Consider the following 25,620-nt stretch of genomic DNA (forward strand, 5'->3'; position numbering starts at 1 on the left):
GTCCTTGTGGAATGGGTTGGTGCTGCGCGGCGGAACGCCGCGCGGCCGGTAGTCCGGTAGGTGGATGTCTCAATGCAAAGGGTGTGCCAATGGAGGGCAGTACGCAAGGGGTGGCGCTGGGGCAGGCTCTGCGGGAGCTATCGGCAACTACGCGAAAGCAGAGATGACTGCCTTGCGCACGCGGCATTGCAGATGTGAAATCTGGTATTGCAGTGTTGAGATATCATGGCTGGCGGAGCACCACCTGCCGTTTCGCCGTCGAACCGCTCGTCATTCGCTCCGACGCAGCGCGTGGCCTTCTTCCCGACCTTCCTTCCAACCGGTCCCTTGCCATGGTCGCCATCACCTCTCCCCGCCCCATCATCTGGGCCGCAGGCATCAGCCGGCTGTCAGGCGCCTTTGTCGAGATCGTGCCGGGCTTTGCCGATCGTGCCGACATTCGCGTCATCGAAAAAGGCTTTGAAGCCGCGGCCGTGGCTGTCGAAGCCGCAGCGCGCGAACGGCGGGTGGATGCCGTCGTTTCGGGTGGCGCAAATGGCGCCTACCTGCGTCAGCACGTGTCCGTGCCGGTCATTCTGGTCAAGGTCACGGGCTTTGATGTCTTGAGCGCCTTGGCGACCGCGCGCCGGGTGTCGCCGCGCATCGCGCTGGTGACCCATGCATCGGTCTATGCCGAACTGGCCGAGTTCTGCCAGGCCTTCGACCTCGACATCCCGCTGCATACCTACCTGACCGGCTATGACGCGTCGACACTCGTCCTGTCCCTGAAGGCCGCGGGCACCGAGGTCGTTGTCGGCCCGGGCCTGGTCACCGACCTGGCTGACAAGGCCGGCATGACCGGCGTCTTCCTGTACTCCGGCAATTCCGTCCGCGCCGCGATGAACGATGCGATTGACGCGGCGCAGGTCAGGCAGGCCGAGTCCGTGCGCCGGCAATACGTCAACGCGATCCTGGCGCATCTGAACGAAGGTGTCGTCGCTGTCGATGCCGCTGGCGACGTCCAGGCGTTCAATCCGGCCATGGAGCGTTTTCTTAACGTGCCGGTCAACGAAGCGCTGGGCCAGCGCTGGCAGACCCTGTCCCCGTCCCTGCCCCTTGACGCGGTGATGCGATCCGGCCGCCAGGAACTCGAAGCCATTCACCGGCTGGGCGACAAGACCGTGGTCGTCAACCGCATCCCGCTGATCCGCCAGGGCGAATCCGCCGGCGCGGTGCTGACGGTGCAGGACGCGCAAGCCATCCAGCGCGTCGACCGCAATCTGCGTTCACGCAACCGGCCGCGCGGCACCGCCACCCGCTACACGCTTGATGACCTGCTGGGCCATTCGCCATCCATCACCTCGGTGCGCACGCTGGCCCGGCGCTACGCGCAGGTGGACTCCACCGTATTGATCCGCGGCGACAGCGGCACCGGCAAGGAAGTGATCGCCCAAGGCATGCACCACGCCAGCCCCCGCCAGGCCTTCCCCTTCGTGGCCGTCAACTGCGCGGCCTTTCCGGAACCCCTGCTGGAAAGCGAACTGTTTGGCTACCAGGAAGGCGCGTTCAGCGGCGCGAGCCGCGGCGGCAAGGTCGGGCTGATCGAAGCCGCCCACAACGGCACCCTGTTCCTGGACGAAATCGGCGACATGTCCCCTGCCCTGCAGGTCCGCCTGCTGCGCGTGCTGCAGGAACGCCAGGTGTTGCCCATCGGCGGGCTGGACCCCGTGCCGGTCAACGTGCGAGTGATGGCAGCGACCCACCGCGATCTGCCCGCGCGCGTGGCCCTAGGATTGTTCCGCGAAGACCTGCTGTTCCGCCTGAACATTCTGCGGATCGACGTGGCGCCGCTGCGCGAGCGGATGGAAGACCTGCCGGAGATTGCCGGCGCCTTGTACGAACGGATTCTTGGGCGGCTGGGCTTGCCCGCGCAAGGTCTGCCTGAGTGGATTCAGGCGGCGTTGATGACGTACCCGTGGCCAGGGAATGTGCGGGAACTGGAAAACGTGCTGGAGCGCGTGGCGGTGCTGGCTGCGGGGGATCAGGAGGCGGTCGATGAGGTCGCAGGCCACGACACAGATCGGCCCGCCCTGCGGCAGGCGATTCCTGAAATCTTCGGCGTTGCAGACGCGGGCGCGGCAACCGGGCTACGTGGCGTGGCTCGGGTATCGGAGGCACGGATATCGGAGGCTCCGCTCTCGCAGGTCTCCCGGCACAGTCAGGTCGCGCACATCCATCGTGTGCTTGCCGACTGCCACGGCGACCGCGCCGCCGCGTGCCGGGTCCTCGGCATCAGCAGCACCACCCTGTGGCGGCGGCTGCGCGATGCGGGGTGATGGCGACGGCGACGGCCGTAGATGCCATGGCTCCGCCGCCATCGCTCCGCCGCCTCTGCTTAACGCGCCATCACGTAATTCGCGATGGCGAACAGCCTTTCATCCGTATGCTGAGCACCCATCAGCTGCAGCCCCAGCGGCATGCCTTCATCCTCGTACACCGGCAATGACAACGCCGGCGCGCCCAGCACCGACGCCGGCACATTGAACATCGGATTGCCCGTCCACTGAATACCCTTGGGCGCGGCACCCGTCGCCCCCAGCGTGATGAACGCATCGGCCTCACGCGCCAGCGTCTCGAACGCCTCCCGCATGGCCGCCCGCCGCGTCAGCAACGCCCGATAGCCGTCCAGCCCCAATTCGTCTGACAGCTTGATCCGGGTCAGCACCGACGGGCTCAGGCCATCGCGGTCCCGATACGCGACGCTTTTGAGCGGCCACCGCGACTCATAGCCCACGATGTCCAGCGCCAGGTCCATCACCTCAAGCAAGGCCGTCTCGAACTTCGCCACGCCCTCATGGTTGTCTCGCGACAGGATCTGCACCCCCGCCGCGCTCATCGTCGACACCGTCGCCAGCAGTTGCTCGCGCGCACTGGCCGTCGCGTCATCCCATGCGGGCGTCTGCAGCAGAATCAGCTTGCCCGGCTTGGCCGGCGCCGCCAATTCGGCCTTGCCGATCAGGCCCATGGCGCCCGGATCGCCACCCGCCCGTTGCACCATCTCGTGCGTCGTGAACCAGATGTCCGCCAGGCTGGCGCCGATCACGCCAATGCAACTGTGGCTCTGGAAATCATGGCTGCCGCCACGATTGATGGCGCCCAGCGTCGGCTTGAACCCGAACGCCCCGCAAAAGCTGGCCGGCCGCAAGGTCGACCCGATCACCTGCGTGCCCAGGGCCACCGGCAGAATCCCCGCACCCACCGCACTGGCCGACCCGGCACTCGATCCGCCCGACGTCCGCGTCGGATCATGCGGATTGCGCGTATCCGTCGCATAGCTGCCCGCAAACTCCGTCGTCTTGGTCTTGCCGACGATGGCGGCCCCCGAATCCCTCAGCGCATGCACCACCGCCGCATCGCGGACAGGCTGAAAGCCGCTGGCCGTCGGCGAACCCAGGCCCATGGGCATGTCGAAGGTCTCGATGATGTCCTTGATCCCGATCGGCATCCCATCGATGCGCGACACCGGCCTGCCTTCTTTCCACCGCAGCGATGCACCATCGGCCACGATGCGCGCCCGAGGAATCGCCAACGCCGCAAAGGCCTTCAAGGTCGGCTCGGCCGCTTCGAGCTTGTCGATGGCGCGCTCCAGAAAGTCGCGCGGACTGTCCGTGCCGGCGCGAAAGCCCTCCGTGGCAGCCTGAAACGAAACGAGGGTCGGTGTCAGATCATGGCTCATGGGGCCGGTGCTCCTGGTGGGGTTCAACGAGGGTGAATACTCACAATAGCAGGCGTTAACCCTTAAGGAAAAGCATTCAATGCCGGATTGTCCGGACTTTATTTGAAGCTGACCCGCCAACGAAAAAAGGCGCGGCGTCTTTCAACGCCGCGCCCTTGGCACGTCTTCTTGTCAAACGATCACGCGATCATCGCTGACGTCTGGCGGCATCAACGACCGAAAATCGTCGCCGCGATCACGCCTGTCGCGACACCGATCAGGAAATAATCGGCGCCGACGGCCACCCACTGCTGACCACGCTGTGGCGGCGGCAGACGATGGGCGCGCCAATCGCTCACATAGTATTGGCGCGTGCGATAGTCGTACGGCAGGCGGTCACCCCGATTCCAGTGGCGCGGAGCCGGACCGCGATAGTCCGAATGCCGTCCGTTCCAGTCCCGGTCGGGTGGGCCGCCACGCGGACCCGGATTGCCATGTGGCCCCCGGTCGTGGCCATGCGCATTGCCATGCGGCGGGCCGCCGCGATGATCCGGGCCATTGCCGCGCCCTTGCGCCGATACGCCAACCGAAGCCACCAGCAAGGTGCTGGCCAGCAAGCTGCTAATGATGCGGTGTTTCATGAGACCCCTCCTAGGGAAAGGACCGTCGGATCATGGGCTATGCCACCGGCACACCTCACGTCCTACGGTCGAGCACCCCGATTACACCCCAGTCATTGTCGTGTGGCGCATCGCATGTAACCAGACGCCTCAAAACCGCCAGGATGAAACCCGCGGATTACACCTGTGGAGAGAATTAGCAGAAATTGGTGGACGCAAAAAAGCCGCGCTCGGCATAGACCGGCACGGCTTCCTTGGTTTAGGCGACCCATCACGGCGCCTGAGGAAATGCTAGCAGGCGCGTGGCCTGCGTATCACTTCACTCGAGTCGAGCACCCTGTCAATTAAGACAGCTTGCCCCACAGGTAGGCCACTGCTGCCACCACGGCGACCGACGTGATCGGGCGGGCGCGAATGGTTTCGGTCGCGCTTTGCAGCGCTTCGGCCACTGCGTCGCGGTGTTCGTCGATCAGTTCCGATGCGGTTTCTTTCGCCTTGCGGGTCACTTCGGTTGCCTTGCTGGCCACGTCGTTGATCGCACCTTCGACGGAATCTGCACCTGCCGATACTGCGTCCTTGGCCTTTCCTGCCGTTGCATCTGCGCTCATCTCGTGCTCCTTGTGCGAAAAATTGAATTCGTTGAATCGAGCAATGATTATTCGGCCGCGACCTGTCCCACACAAGTCACCGCTCGTATCCAACGATGACCAATGTGTTTTGCGAAAGGTAGGGGGCAGTGGTCCGCAACCGCAGGCTTGCAGAGGCGTAGGGGCTCAACGCAAGCCGAATGGAGGTGGTGTTCGATGACAAGCTCGTTACGTGTTGCGCGCTGTTGTTGCCGCCGGATCTTCGGCAAGCCGAGAAAAAACCGCCGGCACTCAGGGCGCCGGCGGTTTCTTTACTTCTGTGTCGCTTCAGTACTTCGCCGCTTCAAGACGTCACGCCAATATCGGACGCAAGGTCGATACCGGCCGCTGGCCTCACCGTCCGGCCATCATGTCCTGGATGCGTCCGTTGGACGAATTCACCAGATAGAAATCCGCCCCTACGCCCACCCAGCGATGCCCACGCGGTGGCGCCGAGAGCTTGAAGCTTTTCCAGTCATCGATCACATACTGATTGCCGCGATAGTCCATCGGCAGTTGATCGCCCTTGTTCCAGCGCGGCGGCACCATACCCGTGTTGGTGCCCGTCATGGGCATGGAACCCGATCGGCCGTCCATGCCTGGCTGCGCCATCCCGCCGCGGCCGGGGCCGCCCATGCCGGGTTGCATGCCTTGCTGCATTCCCGGCTTCATTCCCGGATCCATGCCAGGACGCGGGGGCGGTGGCGGACGGGTGCCACGCGGTGCGCGGTCCGGGCGCGGCGTGTCACTCATGCGCATATCGCCGCCTTCCATACGTTGCATGGGCGCGGGCTTCATCATGCCGGGCTTTGCGCCGGGTGGCGGTGCGGGAGGACGGACACGGTCCCCAGGTGCGCCCATGGGCGGTGGTGGCGGCGCCATGCCGTCAGGAGAGGTCATCCCCTGCGCCATCACGGAAGCTGCGCCCGACAGGCAAGCCATGCCAACCAAGGTGCTCAGTAGTATGCGTTTCATGCCGTACTCCTTTCTGGGGGTCTCGTTATAAGCTCATATATCGCAAGGCCATTACACGCCTTGCCCGGCACCCACGCGCGGCGTGTGTAACCGGAGAGCCAAAAACCACCAGCTTGAAACGCGGCGCTAACACGTGCGCGATAACGCACACATAGCTTTCAAGTCACTGAGTTGACCCACAGTGAGAGTGCGGCGAGCCACACGGCCAATGCTCACTGCGTGAGTTGGTCAGCGCGATCGAAAGCAGGCCAGTTACCGATCACGACGCATGCTGTTCCAGCAAAGCCACGATCGCATCCAGTTCCTGCTTCGCTGCGTCTACCTGCCTGGCGGCGTCGCGATACGCCGCACACGTCGTCGCGTCAAAGCCCGCATCCCTGGCCTGACTGAACGCTTCAAAGAACTGGTGCGACGAGCTTGCCCAGGTACGCAGCGCGTTAAGTTGCCGATTTTCCATGGCTTTTTTTATCCCTCTTTGAAGGTGTGAGAATACCAAGAGATTATTGAATTGAGTCATGCTGGCAGAAATAGGACGCATGGATGCCCGCAATACGTCGCAGCACGAACCCATGTCGAATGAACGATGGCCCGCGCCTGCAGGCGTGCCGCGTATTAATTCTGCGGCCACCCGGGGCCACCTATTAACGCGACGGCAATTAATTGTCAGACGGTGAATATTCAGTCAGATGAATACACAGCGCCTTCGCACTAAACTCGCGACCAAAACAAAAAGCCCGCCGGAATAAACCAGCGGGCTTTCGTCATTACATACTGCGTGCTGCAAACTGCAAATTAAATGGTCGGAACGGCGGGATTCGAACTCGCGACCCCTTGCACCCCATGCAAGTGCGCTACCAGGCTGCGCTACGCTCCGAACAGAAAAAGATTATAGCAGGATTTCTGATTACTTCAACGCGCTGCCCAGCATTTTTGAAATATCGCCGAGTTCGGCACGGATCGCGAGCAAATCGGCTTCAGCGATCGCATACGTGACCTCGACCGGCTCTTCTTCGCGCTCGTTGGCGCGCGAGTCGTCCAGGCGATTGCGGGCGCCGCTGATCGTGAAGCCTTCTTCGTACAGCAATTCGCGAATGCGGCGGATCAGCAGCACTTCGTGGTGCTGGTAGTAGCGGCGGTTGCCGCGACGTTTGATGGGTTTGAGTTGCGTGAACTCCTGCTCCCAATAGCGCAGCACATGCGGCTTGACGCCGCAGAGGTCGCTCACTTCACCGATGGTGAAGTATCGCTTGGCGGGAATGGGAGGGAGAACGACCGGCGTTTCAATGCGCGCCATAGTACCTCTCAGGACTGGCTCTGCTCGCGCAGAGCGACTTGCTCAACCATGCTTTTCAGCTTCTGGCTGGCGTGGAACGTGACGACGCGGCGAGCCGCGATGGGAATGGCCTCGCCGGTCTTGGGATTGCGTCCGGGGCGCTGCGGTTTGTTCCGAACCTGGAAGTTGCCGAAGCCCGACAGCTTGACCATATCGCCGCGCTCGAGAGCATCGCGAATTTCCTCAAAGAACGTTTCCACCATGTCTTTGGCTTCCCGTTTGTTGAGGCCGACCCGCTCGAACAAGAGGTCGGCGAGTTCGGCTTTGGTCAGGGTGCGGGAATCGTCGGCGCCTGCGACAGCGCCCGCGGGCGCGTCGAAGTCTTCGTTGGGATCAAACACGTCGGAAGCAAGAGAATGCATAGGCAAAGATTCGGAACTCAGGTTACACCCGAAGTCTCGCACCATGCGCGGCACCCAATGCGTCGCGAATACGTGTGAGACAACCTTCGACGCGCGCGTCATCCAGGGTCACGGCAGTATCCTGCAGGCGGAATCGGAAGGCAAGGCTTTTTTCCTTTGTTGACAAGGACTTATCTCGCCAAACATCGAAAATGCGTGCATCTTTCACGACCGCCAAATCCGGCTCTGCAGCGCACGTTGCGGCAATGGTGTCGAGCATCTGCTGGGCCAATACCGCCTCGTCCACCCACAAGGCCAGGTCGCGCGTGACGACTGGCTGGCGTGAAATCTCGGCCAGGTCAGGCAGCGGCCGAGCCGCCACGGCATCCGCATCCAGCTCGAATACGACCGGGGCATGCGGCAGTTCCGCTTTTTGCGCCCACTGCGGATGCAGCTCGCCAATCCAGCCAACCGCCTTGCCATCCAGCACGATGCGGGCGCTGCGGCCAGGATGCAGCGCCGGATGCGACGCGGGCTCGAAGCGCACGGCCTGGTGCGACGCACCCGCCAACAGCGCTTCGACATCGGCCTTGACGTCGAAGAAGTCGGTCTGGCGCGTGGCGGCGCCCCATTGCTCTTCGACTGCCGGACCGTAGGCCAGGCCGCTCAGACGCATGGGCTGGCACACGCCGGCAACGGTCAGGTCACCGGCCTGCACGGATGCATCGCGCCAGAACACCCGGCCCAGTTCGAACACACGGACGCGGGACATCTTGCGGTTCAGGTTGTACTGGGCGTTGGCGACCAGGCCGCCGATCAGGCTGCTGCGCATGACCGACAGCTGGCTGGCGATCGGGTTGAGCAGGCGGATCGGGTCGGCGTTGCCGGCATAGTCCTTTTCCCAGTCGGCTTCGACGAAGCTGAAGTTGACCACTTCCTGGAAGTCCAGGTCGGCCATACGATGGCGCAGATCATGGAAGGACCGGCGGTTTTCGGGCAGGGCACGCACTTCGGCGCGCGCCATCGGCGGCACGTCGGGGATGCGTTCGAAACCATAGACCCGGGCGATTTCTTCGATCAGGTCTTCTTCGATTTCCAGGTCGAAACGGAAGGACGGCGGCGTGACGACGAACGCGCCCTCTTCCTTCACAAATTCCAGACCCAGGCGCGTGAAGATCGCCGCAATCTCGTCTTCGGGCACCTGCACGCCCAGCACCTTGTGGCAACGCGCGACACGCAGGCGCACGGGCTTGCGGTCAGGCAAGGCCACCGTCTGCTGGTCGATCGGGCCGACGTCACCACCGCAGACATCCACGATCAGGCGCGTCAGATATTCCAGTTCTTCGGGGATGTGCTCGAAGTCCACGCCCCGTTCGAAACGGAAGCTGGCATCCGAACTGAAATTGAACTTGCGCGCGCGGCCTGCGATCGCATCCGGGAACCAGAACGCCGTTTCGACAAAGATGTTGGTCGTGGCCAGGCTGACGGACGTCGACTCGCCGCCCATGATGCCGGCCAGGCTTTCGACGCCCTGGTCATCGGCCACCACGCCAACGGTCCCGTCCAGCTCGACGGTCTGGCCATTGAGCAGCAGCAGGCTTTCGCCCGGCTTGCCCCACCGCACGTCCAGGCCGCCGTGCACCTTGTCCAGGTCGAACACGTGGGACGGGCGGCCCATTTCCAGCATCACATAGTTGGAAATGTCGACCAGTGCCGAAATCGAGCGCTGCCCTGCCCGCTCCAGGCGCTGCTTGATGTAGTCGGGTGTGGGCGCATCGGCGCGCACATTGCGGATGACACGCCCGGCAAAACGGCCGCACAGGTCGGGCGCGCTGATGCGCACCGGCAGGCGTTCGTCCAGCGTGACCGGCACCGGCGTCCAGGTGGGCCGCTTCAGCGGCGTATCGGTCAGTGCCGACACTTCGCGCGCAACGCCCAGGATGGACAGGCAGTCCGCCTTGTTCGGGGTCAGCTTGAGCGTGATCAGCGTGTCGTCAAGGCCCAGCCAGTCGCGCACCGATTGGCCGACAGGCGCATCAAAGCCAAGGTCGATCAGGCCGGCGTGGTCTTGCGACAGGCCCAGTTCGCGAGCCGAGCACAGCATGCCGGCCGATTCCACACCGCGCATCTTGGCAACGCCGATGGTGATGTCGCCGGGCAGCGTAGCGCCGACGGTCGCCAGCGCGACCTTCATGCCTTGGGCCACATTGGGCGCGCCGCATACGATCTGCAGCGGCGCAGCCGCGCCCGTGTCGACCGTGCAGACGCGCAGCTTGTCGGCGTTGGGATGCGGTTCAAGATGCGTGACATGGGCCACGATCACACCGGAAAACGGCGGCGCCACCGGGGCCAGGTCTTCGACTTCCAGGCCCGCCATCGTCAGCGTGTGCGCGAGATCGGCGGTGGACAGGGCCGGGTCGGTCATCGACCGCAGCCAGGATTCTGGGAATTGCATAGCAGCGTGTACCTTCGTTCAGTTGAACTGCTTCAGAAAGCGCAGATCGCCTTCGAAGAACTGGCGCAGGTCATTGACCCCATAGCGCAACATGGTCAGGCGCTCAAGGCCGGAGCCGAACGCAAAGCCGATATACCGCTCGGGATCGAGCCCGAAATTGCGCACCACCGACGGGTGCACCTGGCCCGAACCGGAGATTTCCAGCCAGCGTCCCTTGTTGGGGCCGGTCGTGAACATCATGTCGATTTCGGCGGAAGGTTCGGTAAACGGGAAGAACGAAGGACGGAAGCGCAGCACCAGGTCGTCCGTTTCGAAGAACGCCCGCAGGAAGTCGGTGTAGACACCCTTCAGGTCCGCAAACGAAATGTCTTCGGCGATCCACAGGCCTTCGACCTGATGGAACATGGGCGAATGCGTCGCATCGCTATCGACACGGTAGGTCTTGCCCGGGGCGATCACCTTGATCGGCGGCTTGTTCATGCGCGCGTAGCGCACCTGCATCGGGCTGGTGTGCGTGCGCAGCAGCAGCGGCAGGCCCTTTTCGTCTTTCATGTCGACGTAGAAGGTGTCCTGCATGGACCGCGCCGGGTGGTTTTCCGGGTTGTTCAGGGCCGTGAAGTTGGTCCAGTCGTTTTCGATTTCGGGGCCATCGGCCACATCGAAACCGATCGACCGGAAAATCGCTTCGACGCGTTCCCAGGTGCGGATCACCGGGTGGATGCCGCCCGTGCCCCGGCCGCGGCCAGGCAAGGTGACGTCGATCGTTTCTTCGGCAAGGCGCGCGGCCAGCTTGGCATCGGCCAGCGCCTGGCGGCGGGCGTTCAGCAGATTTTCGATGGACGTCTTGGCGACGTTGATCTTTGCGCCTTCGCTGCGTTTTTCTTCAGGCGAAAGCGAGGCCATGCCCTTCAGCAGCGCGGTCAGCGCACCCTGCTTGCCCAGGAAGCGGGCCTTTTCGTTTTCCAGCGCAGCGGGGTCGGCCGCGGCGGCAAATGCCTCGCCGGCTTGGCGTATCAGGTCGTCCAGGTTCTGGGACATGGCGGATTCGTTCAAATAGGGTAAGGGAAGGCGCGAGGAAGGCAGCGCGGCGGCGGAAACGCAAACGGGGCTTCCAGAGAAGCCCCGTTCGGGTAGCGTGCACGCATGAACGCGCACTGCCTGGTTCAGATCGCCGGCGGAATCGCCGCAGGGCGAAGCGCCGGCGGAATCAGCCTCAGGCGGCCAGGGCGTTCTTGACTTGCGTCACGATGGCGGCAAAACCCGCCTTGTCGTGCACAGCCAGGTCGGCCAGGACCTTGCGATCGAGGTCGATCGAAGCCTTTTTCAGGCCAGCGATGAACACGCTGTACGTCACGCCGTGCTCGCGCACAGCGGCGTTGATACGCGTGATCCAGAGTGCGCGGAACGTGCGCTTCTTGGCGCGACGGTCACGATACGCATACTGGCCAGCACGCATGACAGCCTGCTTGGCGATACGGAACACATTGCCACGACGGCCACGGTAGCCCTTGGCAAGGTCGATGACTTTCTTGTGACGGGCCCTTGCGGTTACCCCACGTTTGACTCTAGGCATATAAAAACTCCAATCTAAGCGGCTGAGGGGTTAGGCGTACGGCAACATGGCCCGGACGGATTTCACGTCGGACTTGGCGACTTCGGCGGAACCGCGCAGCTGGCGCTTGGTCTTGGTCGTTTTCTTGGTCAGGATGTGGCGCTTGAACGCTTGACCCCGTTTGATCGAACCGCCTGGGCGGACGACAAAGCGCTTGGAGGCGCTTTTCTTCGATTTCATCTTAGGCACGATGAGACTTTCCTGTTGTTTACATGCTCACGGGTGGACCCACCAACGAACGGTGAGGCACTTGATGACCCGCATTCACTTGTTTTGTCCACTGTCTGGAAACGCACCGCAAAAAGGTAAATGCCACCTTTGCGGATTTGAAAGCGCCCGGAACGCGTGGTTTTGCCCGGAATCACGTAAAAGCGATCCCGGGCAGCAAAAGAGTATACCGCGTTATTCGGCGGAAGGCTTGCCTGCCGGCACGACCTTTTTCTTTGGAGACAACACCATGACCATCTGCCGACCTTCCAGCTTGGGCATGGCTTCGACGATTGCCGTGTCCAGCAAATCGTCGCGAACCCGTTCCAACACCCGCATGCCGAGTTCCTGGTGGGCCATTTCACGGCCACGGAAGCGCAGCGTGACCTTGGCCTTGTCGCCTTCTTCAAGGAACCGTTTCAGGTTACGCAGTTTGACCTGGTAATCGCCTTCGTCGGTACCCGGACGGAATTTGACTTCCTTGACCTGGATGATCTTTTGCTTGAGCTTGGCTTCGTGCTGACGCTTCTGTTCCTGGTACTTGAATTTGCCGAAGTCCATCAGGCGGCAGACCGGAGGCTGCGCGGTGGGGGCAATTTCTACCAGGTCGACGTCGGCTTGCTCGGACAGCCTGACTGCTTCGGCGATCTTGACGATGCCAAGCGCTTCACCGTCGACTCCAATCAGGCGCACCTCTGGTACGTTGATTTCACCATTGATGCGATTCGGCTTGTCGGTTGCGATGTTTGAAACTCCTAATTTGATTGAGTGACCATGCGGCGCGAGTGCAGCGTCGGCAAGTGCTCGACGCTGCTGCCCCGCCGTGGGGATCCGGTGCGGGCCGTGTCCGGTTTATTTCGGAGCGGCGGGCAGATCCAGATTGCGGCGGTCGGAGACGTCGGTGGCGAGCCGGGATGCGAAGGCATCGATGGGCATGACACCCAGATCGACGCCACCCCGGGCGCGCACAGCCACTGAAGCAGCCTGCGCTTCCTTGTCACCTACTACGAGGATATAAGGAATTTTTTGCAGACTGTGCTCACGGATTTTATAGGTGATCTTCTCGCCGCGCAAATCCGAATTGACGCGGAACCCCTGCTTTTTCAGATTGTCGGCCACGCTTTTGGCGTAATCCGCCGACGATGCCGAGATGTTGACCACCACCGCCTGGGTCGGCGCGAGCCACGGCGGCATGGCGCCCGAGTAGTGCTCGATGAGCATGCCGATGAAGCGTTCGAACGATCCGAGGATCGCACGGTGGAGCATCACGGGCACCAGACGCTGGTCGTTCTGGTCGACATATTCGGCGCCCAGACGGCCAGGCATCGAAAAGTCGACCTGGATCGTGCCGCACTGCCAATGGCGGCCGATCGCGTCCTTGAGCGTGTACTCGATCTTGGGACCGTAGAACGCGCCCTCTCCGGGCGTAATGTCGAATTCGCAGCCCGAGCGGCGCAGGCTTTCGATCAGCGCGTGCTCGGCCTTGTCCCAGCTTTCGTCGGAGCCGATGCGGTTTTCGGGGCGCGTCGCGACCTTGTACAGGATCTCGCCAAAGCCGAAATCGCGGTACACGCTTTGTAGCAAGGACGTGAACGCCACGCACTCGTCCAGGATCTGGTCGTCGGTACAGAAAATGTGGCCGTCGTCTTGCGTAAAGCCGCGCACACGCATCATGCCGTGCAGCGAGCCCGACGGTTCGTTCCGGTGGCACTGGCCAAACTCGCCATACCGCAGCGGCAGGTCGCGGTAGGAATGCAGATTGGACTTGAAGATCTGCACGTGACCCGGGCAGTTCATGGGCTTGAGCGCGTAATAACGGTTCTCGGATTCCGTCGTGAACATGTTGTCACGGTAGTTATCCCAGTGGCCGGTTTTCTCCCACAGCGAGCGATCCAGAATCTGCGGCGCCTTGACTTCCTGGTAGCCGTTGTCGCGATACACGCCGCGCATGTATTGCTCGACGTTCTGCCAGATCGTCCAACCCTTGGGATGCCAGAAAATCAGGCCCGGCGCTTCTTCCTGGAAGTGGAACAGGTCCAGTTCCCGGCCAAGGCGACGGTGGTCGCGCTTTTCGGCTTCTTCCAACTGGTGCAGGTACTGATCCTGGTCTTCTTTCTTGGCCCAGGCCGTGCCGTAGATCCGCTGCAGCATCTCGTTTTTGCTGTCGCCGCGCCAGTAGGCGCCAGCCACCTTCATCAGCTTGAAGACCTTCAGCTTGCCGGTACTCGGCACGTGGGGGCCGCGGCACAGATCCAGGAAATCGCCTTCCCGGTACAGGGTGATGTTCTGGTCGGCCGGAATGGACGAGATGATCTCGGCCTTGTACTTTTCGCCGATCGAATTGAAGAAGGCCACCGCGTCGTCGCGCTTCCATTCTTCGCGTGTGACCGGCTCGTCTTTCTTGGCGAGCTCTGCCATCTTCGCTTCGATGGCGGCCAGATCGTCGGGCGTGAACGGGCGCGAGTACGAAAAGTCGTAGTAGAAGCCATTGTCGATGACCGGGCCGATGGTCACTTGCGCCGACGGGTAAAGCAACTTGACCGCGTACGCGAGCAAGTGCGCCGTCGAATGGCGGATGGTATCCAGCCCGTCGGCGTCCTTGGCGGTCACGATCGCCAGTTTGGCGTCACGGTCAATGGTGAAGCTGGTGTCGACCAGGCGCGATTCTGCGTCGTCGAGCGTGACCCGCCCCGCCAGCGCAGCCTTGGCTAAGCCAGCGCCGATCGACGCAGCCACTTCGCCCACGGTCACCGGACCGGGAAACTCACGCTGGGAGCCGTCGGGCAGCGTTACCTGAATCATGACAAACCTCGATAGAGAAAGCGGTATTGGGGAACAGCCAGGGATGCGACGCCCGCCATGCCGAATCGTCGGGCCACATCAAATCGTTGGACGAAAAAAAAGCGGCCATGGCCGCGTTTCATTTCCGATTCTGCAAGGACCCCGATATGGTCGGGACAAACAACAACAGCCCTCAGAAAAACCAGCGCGACTAGGCGGCGATTTCTCTGCGAGTAGTTCGTGCGTTGTGCACTTGAACCTTACCGTGCACTTCGACTTCACGTACGTTAAACAAGACAGAACGCATGTTCCGGCATTTCCTGAATTACCGGCATTGAACCACCGCCGGTTCCGAGAATATCTGTGGACATTCTCTGGAGATTCAAGCCTGGAAGAAAACAAACCAAAGCTTGAAGGGAAATAACTGGTAGGCAGTACTGGATTCGAACCAGCGACCTCTTCGATGTCAACGAAGCGCTCTAACCAACTGAGCTAACCGCCTGCAGCAGCAACGAATGAAACTATAACCTATTAAATATCGGCTTGTCAAAGCGCTGACGCTAGGAGAATTCAATCAATGCGTCGGTACCCGCCACACGGGCTTCGTGCATCGACCCTTGCCCCAGCAACCACGCGGAAAATGCGGCAATGGCCCTATCCCCTTCCCGATGGGTTTCATAAACGATGACATACGGTTCGGACGGCGCAAGCGCCTGCGGAAATGGCGCGACCAGCCGCCCGGACGCCAGTTCGTCTTCCATCAGGTAGCGGGGCGCCATCGCCACGCCCAGCCCGTCCAGCGCGGCCTCCAGCGCCAGATAGGTGTGATCGAAGCTGACGGTCGCCACCGGATCCGGCGCGGCCAGTTGGGCGTAGCCCTGCCAATGGCTCCAGTCGTCGGGCCGCATATCGGCGGTCAGCCAGGTCTGGCTTGCCAGCACCGACAGCGCGTCACGGGTCAGGCCGCCGTCATGATCGAGGTTGGAGCCTTCCGTGAACCGCTTGGCAATCGATGGCGAACACATCGGGGTGATCGATTCGCGCATGAACGGCACTTGCTGGCGCTGACCGTGGCGGCTGGCGCCCCGGCGGATCACCATATCCACGCCGGTGGGCCATGCCCCGTTCTGTTCGCGGCGATTGTTGAGCCGGATGCCGATGTCGGGATGCAGCCGCAAAAAGCTTGTCAGGCGCGGCACGAGCCAGTGCAAGGTCAAGGTCGGCGGCGCGCTCACGACCAGTTGCACGGCGTCGGGCCGGGCCACGGTTGCAATGCGTCCGATCGCCTCCGCCACCTGGTCGAGCGCGGGGCTGACCGCCGCGAGCAGCTCCCGGCCGGCGGCCGTCAACACGAGCCTGCGCGCGCTGCGGTCGAACAGCGCAACCCCCATCCAGCTTTCCAGATTGGCCAACTGTTTGCTGACGGCGCCGTGGGACACGCAGAGTTCATCCGCAGCTGGCACGACGCCCCCCAGGCGCGCCGCTGCTTCGAACGTTTTCAGGCTGTTCAAGGGCGGCAGACGGCGCATTGTTCCTTTTCCTCACATCAACCGGGAAATCTATTCGCTGGAGCCGTGCAGCCCGGCTACCTAGAATCACCGCAACTGGCCTATCCCAGGCAGAGCCAGACACCCATCATAAATCCGGAGACCGCCATGATCATCCACCTGCCCTGCCGCGCCAGCGTCAGCGCCTGCAAGGGACTGAGCGCGCTCGGCGCCCTCGCCACCGTCGGCGGGCGCACCGCCCTTGCCGCGCTGGTAAGCATTACCGCCCTGTCGACGCCACTGGCCCACGCCGCGGACGCCTACCCGTCGCGCCCCATCCGCTTGATCGTCCCGTTCGAACCCGGCGGCAGCACCGATCTGACCGCACGCATCACCGCCCAGCACATGAGCGAGCGCCTTGGGCAGAGCATCGTCGTCGAAAACAAGGCAGGCGCGGGCGGGAACATCGGCACCGATGCGGTCGCCAAGAGCAAGCCGGATGGCTACACGCTGCTTTGGGCCAACGTCGCGCCAGTCGCCATCAATCCGCACCTGTACGCCAGGATGCCGTACGACGCCGTGAAAGATCTCGCGCCCGTGGGACTGGCCACCGTGTTCCCGAATGTGCTGGTGGTGAAGGCGGCGTTTCCGGCCGACACGTTGGCGCAGTTCGTGTCAAAAGCCAAGGGCGAGCTGAAGGGGCTGACCTACGGATCGGCGGGCAATGGCAGTTCCACGCATCTGGCGGCGGAATGGCTCAAGACGGAACTGGGCGCCAACTGGCTGCACGTGCCCTACAAAGGCGGCGGACCCGCCCTGCTTGCGGTGGCTGCCGGCCAGGTCGACATGTATTTCAGCAGTGTGCCGGCCGCCCTGCCCTACATCAAGAACGGCACGTTGAAGGCCATCGGGGTCACCAGCCTGAAGCGCGCGCCATCGTTGCCTGACGTGCCCACCATCGCGAGCGCCGGCCTGCCGAACTTTGAAGCCTTGAACTGGAACGGCATGATGGCGCCGGCGGGCACCCCTGCGCCGGTGTTGGACAAGCTCAGCACCGCCATGCGCGAGACCCTGGAATCCGACGCCGTGCGGACCAAGCTGACGGCGCAGGGGGCGGAACCGTCGCCGACCACGCGCGAGGCCTTTGCGGCCTATCTGACTTCGGAAAGCACCAAATGGGGCCGGATCGCGAAGCTTGCCAATGCCAGGATCGAGTAATGGCCGACAGCGCTTTGCATGCCGTGTGGCGCGGCGAAGCTGTACTCGACGGGATCGCCGACTATGTCGTGACGAACGTGGACTGGCCCGATGCCACCCTGGACACGACGCGCCTCTGCCTGGTGGATGCGCTGGGATGTGCAATCGGTGCGCTGGGTGACCCCGAGTGCGTGCGGCTGCTGACGCCGCTTTTTACGCCGGCGCCGGGATGGGAAAGCGTGCCCGTGCCCGGCACCGCGTGGCGACTCGATCCCGTCACTGCGGCGTTCGACATCGGCACTGCCATACGGTGGCTGGACTTTAGCGACACCAGCGTGGTGGGCGGTCATCCGTCGGACAATCTGGGCGCCATCCTGGCAACCGCCTGCTATGCCAGCCGCTTGCGCCAGCGTCAGTCGCGACCCGCCCTGACCTTGCGGGACGTGCAGGATGCCATGATCAAGGCGTACGACATCCAGGGCCGTCTGGCCCAGGCCAACCGCTTCGATCACCCGTCCGTGGCGCTGGACCATGTCATCGGGGTCAAGATCGCATCGACGGCAGTGGCCACCTGGCTGCTGGGCGGCGATCGCGATGCCGTCCGGCGTGCATTGAGCCATGCCTTTCTTGATGGACAGGCACTGAACGCCTACCGGCACACCCCCAACGCCGGCACGCGCAAAGGCTGGGCCGGCGGGGATGCCGGCGCGCGGGCGGTGTGGCTGGCACTGCGTACGCTGCAAGGAGAGATGGGCTACCCGCAGCCGCTATCGGCCCCCACATGGGGATTCGAAGCGGTGCATCTGGGTGGCCGCCCGGTCACGTTGGCGCAATCGCTGGGCCACGGCATCCTGGACCGGGTCATCTTCAAGCTGTCGCCGTGCCAACGCAATGCCAGCACGGCGCTGGAAAGCGCCGTGGCGCTGCGGCCGTGGCTGGCTGGCCGCATCGATGACATCGCCCGGATTCGCATCTTCACGCACGACGAAGTCATGCGGCGCATCAACAAGACCGGCCCACTGACCACGCGTGCGGCGCGCGACCACTCGCTGCAGTACATCGTTGCGACGGCCTTGCTGAAGGGATCGGTACGCAGCGAGGACTATAGCGACGCCAGCGCGAGCGACCCACGGATCGACGCACTGCGGGCCAAGATGGACGTGATGGAAGACCCCGCCTATACCGTTGGCCACCATGACCCGGCAGTCCTGAGTTGCGCGAATGCGGTGGAGATCGAGCTGCGTTCAGGCGAAACGTCGGACCGGGTCGAAACCCTGTATCCGATGGGTGATCCTTCGCGGCGAGCGGCATGCCTGCCCCGCCTGCTGGAGAAATTTGCCGGGTTGACGGCGGATCATTGGCCCGCAGAAAAACGCGAACAGGTGCTGTCAGGGCTGAGCGGACAAGCCTGCATGGCGTCGACCCGCGTCGAGGACTGGCTGGACGGGCTGGCCGCTTGATGGCGAGAACCGGCGGCCGGAGCGGGCCGCCGGACTAGCGCAAGGTGGGCACGCGTGCGGCGCCGGCCCGACCACAGTACCGCTCCGGCATCGCCCAGTGCAGCACCTGATCAGCGCCTGATCAGCGCCGCGATACCTCGACCACCCCCGCCACGTCCCGGATCCCTGCCAGCGCCTTGTTCAGGTGCTCGGCATTGCCGACCTCGGCCGTGAAGACCATTCTTGCCTGCAACTGCCGGCTTTGTGTGTTCACGCCAATCACGTTGATGCGCTGGCGCGCGAACACTTCGGAGATGTCGCGCAGCAGGCCGTGACGATCGGCCGCCATGACGATAATGTCGACCGGATAGACGGCGTCGCGGGTGTCGCCCCAGGTCACGTCGATGATCCGTTCGCGTTCACGGTCGGCCAGGGCCAGGAAGCTCTTGCAGTCGCGGCGGTGGATCGACACCCCGCGGCCGCGCGTGACGAAGCCGGAGATCAGGTCGGGCGGCGCGGGCCGGCAGCATTTGGCCAGCTGGGTCATCAGCGCATCGACGCCCACCACCAGCACCCCGCTCTTGCCGGCATGGGCCGGGCTTTCGGACAGGCTGGGGCGATTGAGCGCGGCCAGTTCGATCTCGGGTTCGATCGTGGGCGCCTCGAACGCCGTGCCGACCTGGCGCAACCCGAATTCGTCTTTGGCGATGGCCACGTACAAGTCGTCGGCGCAGGCAAAACCCAACTGCTGGGCCAGCTGTTCCAGATTGGTCGCGGTCTTGCCCAGGCGCTGCAGCTCTTTGTCGAGCATGGTCTGGCCCTGCGCGATCCGCTGCTGGATGTCGATCGCGTTGAACCACGCGCGGACCTTGGCGCGCGAGCGCTGGCTGGCCAGGTAGGCCAGCTGCGGGTTCAGCCAGTCGCGCGACGGGCCGCCCGACTTGGTCGTGATGACTTCCACCGTCTGCCCGGTGATCAGCCGGGTATTGAGCGGCACCATGACGCCATCCACCCGCGCACCCCGGCAGCGATGACCCAGGTCGGTATGCACCTGATAGGCGAAGTCGACCGGGGTCGCACCCGACGGCAACTCGATCACGCGGGCTTGCGGGGTCAGCACGTAGATGTTGTCGTCGAGCTGGTCGAGCGCGGTCGCGCCCAGGGTCTCGTCAACCTGGACATCGCTTTTCCACGCCAGCAGCTGGCGGATCCAGGACAGCTTGCGGTCGTATTCGGAATCGGCGCTGACGTTGCCGCCCTTGGCGCCGGCTTCCTTGTAGCGCCAGTGGGCCGCCATCCCGAACTCGGCAAACTGGTGCATCTCTTCGGTGCGGATCTGGACTTCGAACGGCCGGCCGTCGTCGTCGTACACCACCGTGTGCAAGGACCGGTAGCCGTTGGGCTTGGGCCGCGAAATGTAGTCGTCGAATTCGTTGGGCACCGGGGTCCACAGGTTGTGGACCAGGCTGAGCGCGGTATAGCAGGTACGGATGTCGTCAACGATGATGCGCAGCGCCCGCAGATCGAACAGGCTGGAAAAATCCATGCGCTTGTTGCGCATCTTGTTCCAGATGCTGTAGATGTGCTTGGGCCGGCCGGTGACTTCGCCGGCGATGCCGGCCGAGGCCAGCGCCGCGGACACGCGCGTGACCGCGAGGTTGATGAACAGCTCGCGTTCCACCCGCTTTTCTTCCAGCAGCCGGGCGATTTCCTTGTAGCGGACAGGCTCAAGAAACCGGAAGGCCAGGTCTTCCATTTCCCACTTGATCTGCCAGATGCCCAGGCGGTTCGCCAGCGGGGCGTAAAGTTCCAGCGTTTCGCGCGCCACGGACTCTTCAAGCGGCAGCTTGCTTTGTGCATGCCAGCGCAGCGTCTGCAGCCGTGACGCCAGCCGCATCAGCACGATGCGCAGGTCCGCCGCCATGGCAAGCAGCATCTTGCGGAGCATTTCGGACTGCGCGCCGCTGCCGGCGGACGAATCGCTGGCGTCGCGCGTGACTTGTCCCAGCCGGATCAGGGCGCGGTAGCCGTGCACCAGCCGGCCGATCTCGGCGCCAAAGCGCAGCGTGACGGGGTCCTTGCTGGGATTGGCGTTGACTTCGCGGTTGCCGACCGCGGTCGCGAGCATGGCGGCCATCCGGGTGTGCACGTCGACCTGCAGGCCAGACAGAATGGCGACCACACCGGCGGCATGGCCGGCCAGCGATTCTTCCCCCACGGCGCCGTCGCGCTCGAAGCGGGGCAAGGCCCACGCCAGCGCCTGACGCAGTTCTTCCTGCGCGTCGAACGACAGGCCGTCGTTGGCGACGTGATTCCACGCGTCCCCGAAGTGGGACATCACGGCAGAAGAAGCTTGGAGGGTGGTATCGCTCATCGTCATACACTTTAAATCGCGCAGGGTTGCAAGAGTGCGACCACTGCCTTCAGACCCGGGAACCACACATCATGTTGGGATGGATTTTTGGCCGCGGTGCGTCGACGACGCAGGTGGCTCAGGTACAGGCACGCATTACACCCGAATTATGGACCCAAACGCTCCAAGGGCATGGGTTTCTGGCGCGGTTGAGCCAATCGGAAACGGAAGAGCTCAAAAGCCGTTGCGCCTGGTTCCTTGCAAGCAAATCAATGTCCGGGGCCGGCGGTTTTGTGCTGGACGATGCGACCTGCCTGTCGATCGCGGTCCAGGCCTGCCTGCCCATCCTGAAGCTCGATCCCCTGCTCTACCATGGCTGGAATGAAATCATCGTCTATCCGGCCGGTTTCCTGATTCCCCGAGAGGAAATGGACGAAGACGGCGTGGTCCACGAGTATGTACAGGAGGCCGCGGGCGAAGCGTGGGACGGCGGACCCGTGGTGCTGTCGTGGGAAGACGCCGCACCGCGCAACACCGATCCCGACGCCGCGGAAGACCCCGCCCATGCCTTTAATGTGGTGGTGCACGAGTTCGCGCACAAGCTCGACCTGATCGATGGCGAGCCCGATGGTATGCCCGCGCTCGATGCCCATCCGGACTTGCGGCCGCGGCAGTGGCAACAGGTGATAACGGCAAGTTATGAGGCGTTCAATGACCAGCTCGATGCCATCGAGGCCGCGATTCCGGACGATGTCGACCCGGAATCGGAAGAAGCGAACGCCTGGTATGGCCAGCTGCCGATCGATCCGTATGCCGCAACCGATATTGCCGAGTTCTTTGCGGTGAGCTCGGAGGCGTTCTTTGTGCGGCCGGCGCCGCTGGCCGCGGCATACCCGGACTGGTATGCGCTGCTGGCGGCGTATTACCGGCAGGACCCGCTGGGCGGGTAAGCCGGCAGGACCCGCTGGCCACGTGAGCAGACAAGACCGGCCGGCCGGGTGAGCCGGCCAGCTGGTTCCGCCGCTCAGGGCGTCAGATCGCCGCGGTGATGACGATCTCGACCTTGTATTCCGGCGCGGCCAGCTTGGCTTCGACGGTGGCGCGGGCAGGCGTGTTGCCGGCAGGCACCCAGGTGTCCCACACGCCATTCATCTGGCTGAAGGTAGCGATGTCGGCCAGGAAGATCTCGGCGCGGATGATCTGGGTCTTGTCGGTACCGGCTTCGGCCAGCAAGGCGTCGATGGCGGCCAGCACTTGGGTGGTCTGACCGGCGACGTCTTGCGACGGGTCGCCTGCAACCTGGCCAGCCAGGTAGGCAACGTTGCCGTGGACAACCATTTCAGACATCCGTTTGCCGGTGTGGAAGCGCTTGAGACTCATGGAATTCCTTGAACGTGAGGGAAAGAGGAAAGCGGCAGCGAGTTTAGCAGTGACCGCGCCGCGCCCTGCCCTCAGCCCTTGGGCGTATCCATCAGGCTCACATGCGCCGCCACCACGCGCCAGCCGTCGTCCATGCGCACCCAGGTCTGCGTCTGCCGGCCGATGCGCGGCGTCGATTCACGCGTGAATTCCACGTTCGCCACGGCAAAGTCGCGGCCAAAGGTAGTGACCGACTTGGCCGAAATGGTGCGCGACAGGCCAACCGATGGGCGCGCATTGCGAAAATCCTGGATCGCCTGGAAGCCATACAGGTTTTCGCCGGCGCCGTAACGCAGCGTGTGCGGCGAATTCCAGAACAGACGGTCGAGCACGTCGACGTCGTTGGTGACCAGCGCCTGTTCGTACTCGGCAAACACGGCTTCGACTTCGGCCAGGGTCTCGGGATGATTGATTTCTGGGGACATGAAAAGCGCCTGAAAAGGAAGAAGGGAATTACTTGCCGCCCCAGTGGACGAAACGGCGTTCGGCCACCAGGAACAGCAGATTGAGCACGTAACCGAGCGCGCCGGCGGCAAAAATCGCGGCATACATTTCGGGCATGTCGAACACCATCTGCGCGTTCATGATGCGCTGGCCCAGGCCGTCGGTGGAACCGATGAACATCTCGGCCACGATCACGATCACGAGCGCCAGCGAGACGCCCGACCGCATGCCCACGAACGTCTGCGGCAACGATTCCCACAAGGTCACGTCACGCAGCACCTTGAACGACGAGGCGCCCATCACCTTGGCCGCCAGCTGACGCTGCTTGCGCGCGTTCATCACACCATACGACACGTTGAACAGGATGCCCAGGCCGGCGCCAAACGCGGCGACCGCGATCTTGGTCGCCTCGCCTACGCCGAACAGCACCAGGAACAAGGGGAACATGGCCGACGCCGGCGTCGAGCGGAAAAAGTCGATCGCGAATTCGAGCGAACGATAGACGCGTTCGGATGATCCGAGCAAGATCCCCAGCGGCACGGCAATCACCGTGGCGATGATGAAGGACGCAAAAGTCCGAATGATGGTCTTGTAGAAATCGCCCCACAAAGTGCCCTGCGTCAGGCCCTTCCAGAAGGCGTCCAGCGATTCACCGGGCGATGGCAGCAGCACCGGGTCGACCAGCTTGACCTCGTGCGCGAACCACCACAGAAAGATGATGAGCAAGGCCCCCACCAGCGGTTGCAGGCGGGGCGCCCAGCGGCGCGACAGGTGCGTGATCATGGCTTGCGTACCTCGCGTTGAAAGACTTCCAGGCAATGGCTCTTGACCCGGACAAACTCGGGCGTGACGGTGGTGTCGACGGTGCGCGGACGCGGCGCATCGAAGGGCACGATCTCGCTCACGTGGGTCGGCCGCTTGGTCAGCAGCAGCACGATGTCGGCCAGGCACACGGCCTCGTCCAGGTCATGCGACACCAGCAGCGTGGTGGTCTGCCGCTCGATCAGCACCTTCTGCAGGCGGTCGCGCAGGAATAGCGTCATCTCGTAATCGAGCGCCGAAAACGGCTCGTCAAGAAACAGCACTTCGGGGTCGACCACCAGGGCCCGCATGATCGACACCAGCTGCTGCTGCCCGCCTGACATTTCATACGGGTAGCGATTCAGGTCGAGCTTGACGTCGAAACTGGCCAGCAGGCTTTCCACACGCGCGTCGCATTCGGCCCGGCTCAGCCCCAGGAACTGGAGCGGATACCGGATGTTGTCGCGGGCGCGCAGCCATGGGAACACGGCTTCGCGATAGTTCTGGAAGACGTAGCCGATGCGGCTTTCGCGCACCTCCTTGCCCTCGAACAGGATCTGCCCGCTGTCGTACGGCATGATCCCCGACATCATGTTGATGAGGGTGCTCTTGCCGCAGCCGTTGGGTCCGAAGATCGAAATGATCTTGCCCTTCGGAATGTCGAGGTCGAAGTTTTCGTACAGCGTGCCGCCTTCGAATCGCTTGGTCAGGCCCCGCACGGTGATGTGGGTGCCTGCCGGAAACCAGCGGTGGCCCGCGGCCGCGTCGGCCCCGACCCCCTGCGCCGGGGCAACGCTGGGGCCGGAGGCGACGGCCTGGAGGTGAGCTGCGCGCATGGAGAGGCCTTGGATCAGAATTTCTTGATGAAGGTGGCGGTATCGATCTTGTCCTTCACGACACCCAGGCTCACGCCGATGTCGACGAACTTCTGGAAGGACGTGAGATCGGCCGGCGACAGGTCGCTGACCATGACGATCTTGGCCAGCGGCACGGTGGGCGCCAGCGCGGCGGGCGTGTTCATGTCCTGCGCCAGGTAGTCACGCACCTTGGGATCGGTGTTCGCATCCTTGGCGCCCTTGGCCCAGGCCGACGCAAAGCGCTTGGCCAGGTCGGGGTTGTCGGCCAGCAACTTGCCGGAAATCGCCGCGCCCGCGGCGAACGCCAGGGCGTCCTTGTTGCCCAGCAGGTGCGTCGAGATCACGCCCGCTTCCAGGCGCCGTCCCACCCCTTGCGCGATGATGTTGCTGGCAATGGGTTCCAGCGTGTAGCCGCCATCGAACTGGCCGCCCTGCAATGCGCCCAGGTGCACGCTCAGCTGCTGTTCCTGGATCGTGTAGTCCTTGTTTTCTTCCAGGCCGATGGCCTTGAGCACGGCGCGCGCGCTGCCGATGTTGGCCGGGCCGGGCGCCGAAAAGAGCTTGGTGCCCTTCAGGTCCTTGAGCGACTTGGCCGTGCTGGACGACTTCACCACGAACTGCTCGGTGATGTACTGCGCGTTCTGGCCGTTCAACGCGATGTAGCTGAGCGTATTGGGACGGCGCGCGTTGATGTTGGCGCCTTCCAGCGTCACCAGGTTGGAGGCGATGTCGATGGTGCCGGCGACCATTGATTGCACGATCAGCGGATGGTTGGCCAGGGGCACGGTTTCGACTTCGATGCCCACGTCCTTGAAGTAGCCGCGATGCAGGGCGACGAAATAAGGTAGGGCCGAGCTGGACGGGAAGACCCCGACCTTGACCTTGTCGGCGGCGCTGGCGGGCGCGGCAAAGAGCCCTGCCAGCAGCACGGCGGCGGTCCCGACAGCGGCGGTAAAACCATGACGAAGCTTCATGACAA

At 63.3% G+C, this 25,620-nt stretch carries 24 protein-coding genes and 2 tRNA genes; 4 read left to right on the plus strand and 22 right to left on the minus strand.

Going from position 1 to position 25,620, the window contains the following annotated elements:
• Positions 1-332: 332 nt before the first annotated feature.
• A complete protein-coding gene (gene prpR, locus HD883_RS05080) occupies positions 333-2,315 on the plus strand; it encodes a propionate catabolism operon regulatory protein PrpR (RefSeq protein WP_179587534.1) in 1,983 nt (660 codons plus the stop codon).
• A 59-nt stretch (positions 2,316-2,374) separates the two neighbouring features.
• Here the strand turns inward: prpR and HD883_RS05085 are convergent, their stop codons facing one another.
• The 16 genes from HD883_RS05085 to HD883_RS05160 form a co-directional block, all read right to left on the minus strand.
• On the minus strand, positions 2,375-3,715 hold the full coding sequence (locus tag HD883_RS05085; protein WP_179587533.1) for an amidase: 1,341 nt from the start codon (positions 3,713-3,715) through the stop codon (positions 2,375-2,377).
• 209 nt (positions 3,716-3,924) lie between these two features.
• Positions 3,925-4,335: an RcnB family protein gene (locus HD883_RS05090; protein ID WP_179587532.1), complete on the minus strand. Its 411-nt coding sequence runs from the start codon at positions 4,333-4,335 to the stop codon at positions 3,925-3,927.
• Between the two features lie 323 nt (positions 4,336-4,658).
• A complete protein-coding gene (locus HD883_RS05095; protein ID WP_179587531.1) occupies positions 4,659-4,922 on the minus strand; it encodes a hypothetical protein in 264 nt (87 codons plus the stop codon).
• A 372-nt stretch (positions 4,923-5,294) separates the two neighbouring features.
• The gene (locus HD883_RS27615; RefSeq protein ID WP_257021999.1) at positions 5,295-5,915 is read right to left on the minus strand and encodes an RcnB family protein; all 621 of its coding nucleotides are present in this window, start codon (positions 5,913-5,915) and stop codon (positions 5,295-5,297) included.
• Between the two features lie 259 nt (positions 5,916-6,174).
• Positions 6,175-6,372: a hypothetical protein gene (locus HD883_RS05105; protein ID WP_179587530.1), complete on the minus strand. Its 198-nt coding sequence runs from the start codon at positions 6,370-6,372 to the stop codon at positions 6,175-6,177.
• Between the two features lie 340 nt (positions 6,373-6,712).
• Positions 6,713-6,789: transfer RNA gene (locus HD883_RS05110), tRNA-Pro, on the minus strand.
• A gap of 30 nt (positions 6,790-6,819) precedes the next feature.
• Complete coding sequence (locus HD883_RS05115) at positions 6,820-7,209, minus strand: MerR family transcriptional regulator (protein WP_179587529.1); 390 nt, start codon at positions 7,207-7,209, stop codon at positions 6,820-6,822.
• Between the two features lie 8 nt (positions 7,210-7,217).
• Positions 7,218-7,589 (minus strand): integration host factor subunit alpha, encoded by a 372-nt coding sequence (locus tag HD883_RS05120; RefSeq protein ID WP_373563313.1) that lies wholly within the window; start codon positions 7,587-7,589, stop codon positions 7,218-7,220.
• Between the two features lie 43 nt (positions 7,590-7,632).
• Positions 7,633-10,044, minus strand: a complete 2,412-nt coding sequence (pheT, locus tag HD883_RS05125) for a phenylalanine--tRNA ligase subunit beta (protein ID WP_179587528.1) — start codon at positions 10,042-10,044, stop codon at positions 7,633-7,635.
• Positions 10,045-10,062: 18 nt separating this feature from the next.
• Positions 10,063-11,082, minus strand: coding sequence for a phenylalanine--tRNA ligase subunit alpha (gene pheS / locus HD883_RS05130; RefSeq protein ID WP_179587527.1), 1,020 nt, complete (start codon positions 11,080-11,082; stop codon positions 10,063-10,065).
• Between the two features lie 175 nt (positions 11,083-11,257).
• Entirely contained in the window at positions 11,258-11,617 is a 360-nt protein-coding gene (gene rplT / locus HD883_RS05135) for a 50S ribosomal protein L20 (protein WP_179587526.1), read from the minus strand.
• A 30-nt stretch (positions 11,618-11,647) separates the two neighbouring features.
• The gene (rpmI, locus tag HD883_RS05140; protein WP_179587525.1) at positions 11,648-11,845 is read right to left on the minus strand and encodes a 50S ribosomal protein L35; all 198 of its coding nucleotides are present in this window, start codon (positions 11,843-11,845) and stop codon (positions 11,648-11,650) included.
• A 213-nt stretch (positions 11,846-12,058) separates the two neighbouring features.
• Positions 12,059-12,628 carry a translation initiation factor IF-3 gene (gene infC / locus HD883_RS05145; RefSeq protein WP_373563422.1) on the minus strand — a complete coding sequence of 190 codons (570 nt, stop codon included), beginning with the start codon at positions 12,626-12,628 and terminating at the stop codon, positions 12,059-12,061.
• An 87-nt stretch (positions 12,629-12,715) separates the two neighbouring features.
• Positions 12,716-14,665 (minus strand): threonine--tRNA ligase, encoded by a 1,950-nt coding sequence (gene thrS / locus HD883_RS05150; protein WP_179587524.1) that lies wholly within the window; start codon positions 14,663-14,665, stop codon positions 12,716-12,718.
• Between the two features lie 404 nt (positions 14,666-15,069).
• Positions 15,070-15,146, minus strand: a tRNA-Val gene (locus tag HD883_RS05155).
• Positions 15,147-15,204: 58 nt separating this feature from the next.
• Positions 15,205-16,173 carry a LysR substrate-binding domain-containing protein gene (locus HD883_RS05160; protein WP_179587523.1) on the minus strand — a complete coding sequence of 323 codons (969 nt, stop codon included), beginning with the start codon at positions 16,171-16,173 and terminating at the stop codon, positions 15,205-15,207.
• A gap of 126 nt (positions 16,174-16,299) precedes the next feature.
• Between HD883_RS05160 and HD883_RS05165 the strand changes: the two genes are divergently transcribed.
• Both HD883_RS05165 and prpD read left to right on the plus strand, forming a co-directional pair.
• A complete protein-coding gene (locus HD883_RS05165) occupies positions 16,300-17,349 on the plus strand; it encodes a Bug family tripartite tricarboxylate transporter substrate binding protein (protein ID WP_179587522.1) in 1,050 nt (349 codons plus the stop codon).
• Positions 17,349-18,788, plus strand: coding sequence for a 2-methylcitrate dehydratase (gene prpD, locus HD883_RS05170; RefSeq protein ID WP_179587521.1), 1,440 nt, complete (start codon positions 17,349-17,351; stop codon positions 18,786-18,788). The genes HD883_RS05165 and prpD overlap by 1 nt, the downstream gene beginning before the upstream one ends.
• 121 nt (positions 18,789-18,909) lie before the next feature.
• Here prpD and HD883_RS05175 read toward each other — a convergent pair whose 3' ends face one another.
• A complete protein-coding gene (locus HD883_RS05175; protein WP_179587520.1) occupies positions 18,910-21,141 on the minus strand; it encodes a RelA/SpoT family protein in 2,232 nt (743 codons plus the stop codon).
• 71 nt (positions 21,142-21,212) lie between these two features.
• Here HD883_RS05175 and HD883_RS05180 point away from each other — a divergent pair, with 71 nt between their 5' ends.
• Positions 21,213-22,070, plus strand: a complete 858-nt coding sequence (locus HD883_RS05180) for a M90 family metallopeptidase (protein ID WP_179587519.1) — start codon at positions 21,213-21,215, stop codon at positions 22,068-22,070.
• 82 nt (positions 22,071-22,152) lie between these two features.
• On the opposite strand, the gene HD883_RS05185 is transcribed toward HD883_RS05180, so the two are convergent.
• The 5 genes from HD883_RS05185 to HD883_RS05205 all read right to left on the minus strand — a co-directional run bounded on the left by HD883_RS05185 (position 22,153) and on the right by HD883_RS05205 (position 25,615).
• Complete coding sequence (locus HD883_RS05185; protein WP_179587518.1) at positions 22,153-22,500, minus strand: RidA family protein; 348 nt, start codon at positions 22,498-22,500, stop codon at positions 22,153-22,155.
• 71 nt (positions 22,501-22,571) lie between these two features.
• Positions 22,572-22,964 (minus strand): oxalurate catabolism protein HpxZ, encoded by a 393-nt coding sequence (gene hpxZ / locus HD883_RS05190; RefSeq protein WP_179587517.1) that lies wholly within the window; start codon positions 22,962-22,964, stop codon positions 22,572-22,574.
• Between the two features lie 28 nt (positions 22,965-22,992).
• Positions 22,993-23,766 carry an ABC transporter permease gene (locus HD883_RS05195; protein ID WP_179587516.1) on the minus strand — a complete coding sequence of 258 codons (774 nt, stop codon included), beginning with the start codon at positions 23,764-23,766 and terminating at the stop codon, positions 22,993-22,995.
• A complete protein-coding gene (locus HD883_RS05200; RefSeq protein WP_179587515.1) occupies positions 23,763-24,620 on the minus strand; it encodes an ABC transporter ATP-binding protein in 858 nt (285 codons plus the stop codon). The genes HD883_RS05195 and HD883_RS05200 overlap by 4 nt, the downstream gene beginning before the upstream one ends.
• A 14-nt stretch (positions 24,621-24,634) precedes the next feature.
• Complete coding sequence (locus tag HD883_RS05205) at positions 24,635-25,615, minus strand: ABC transporter substrate-binding protein (protein ID WP_179587514.1); 981 nt, start codon at positions 25,613-25,615, stop codon at positions 24,635-24,637.
• Positions 25,616-25,620: the final 5 nt, after the last annotated feature.

This window comes from Pigmentiphaga litoralis (assembly GCF_013408655.1).
GTDB lineage: Bacteria > Pseudomonadota > Gammaproteobacteria > Burkholderiales > Burkholderiaceae_B > Pigmentiphaga > Pigmentiphaga litoralis_A.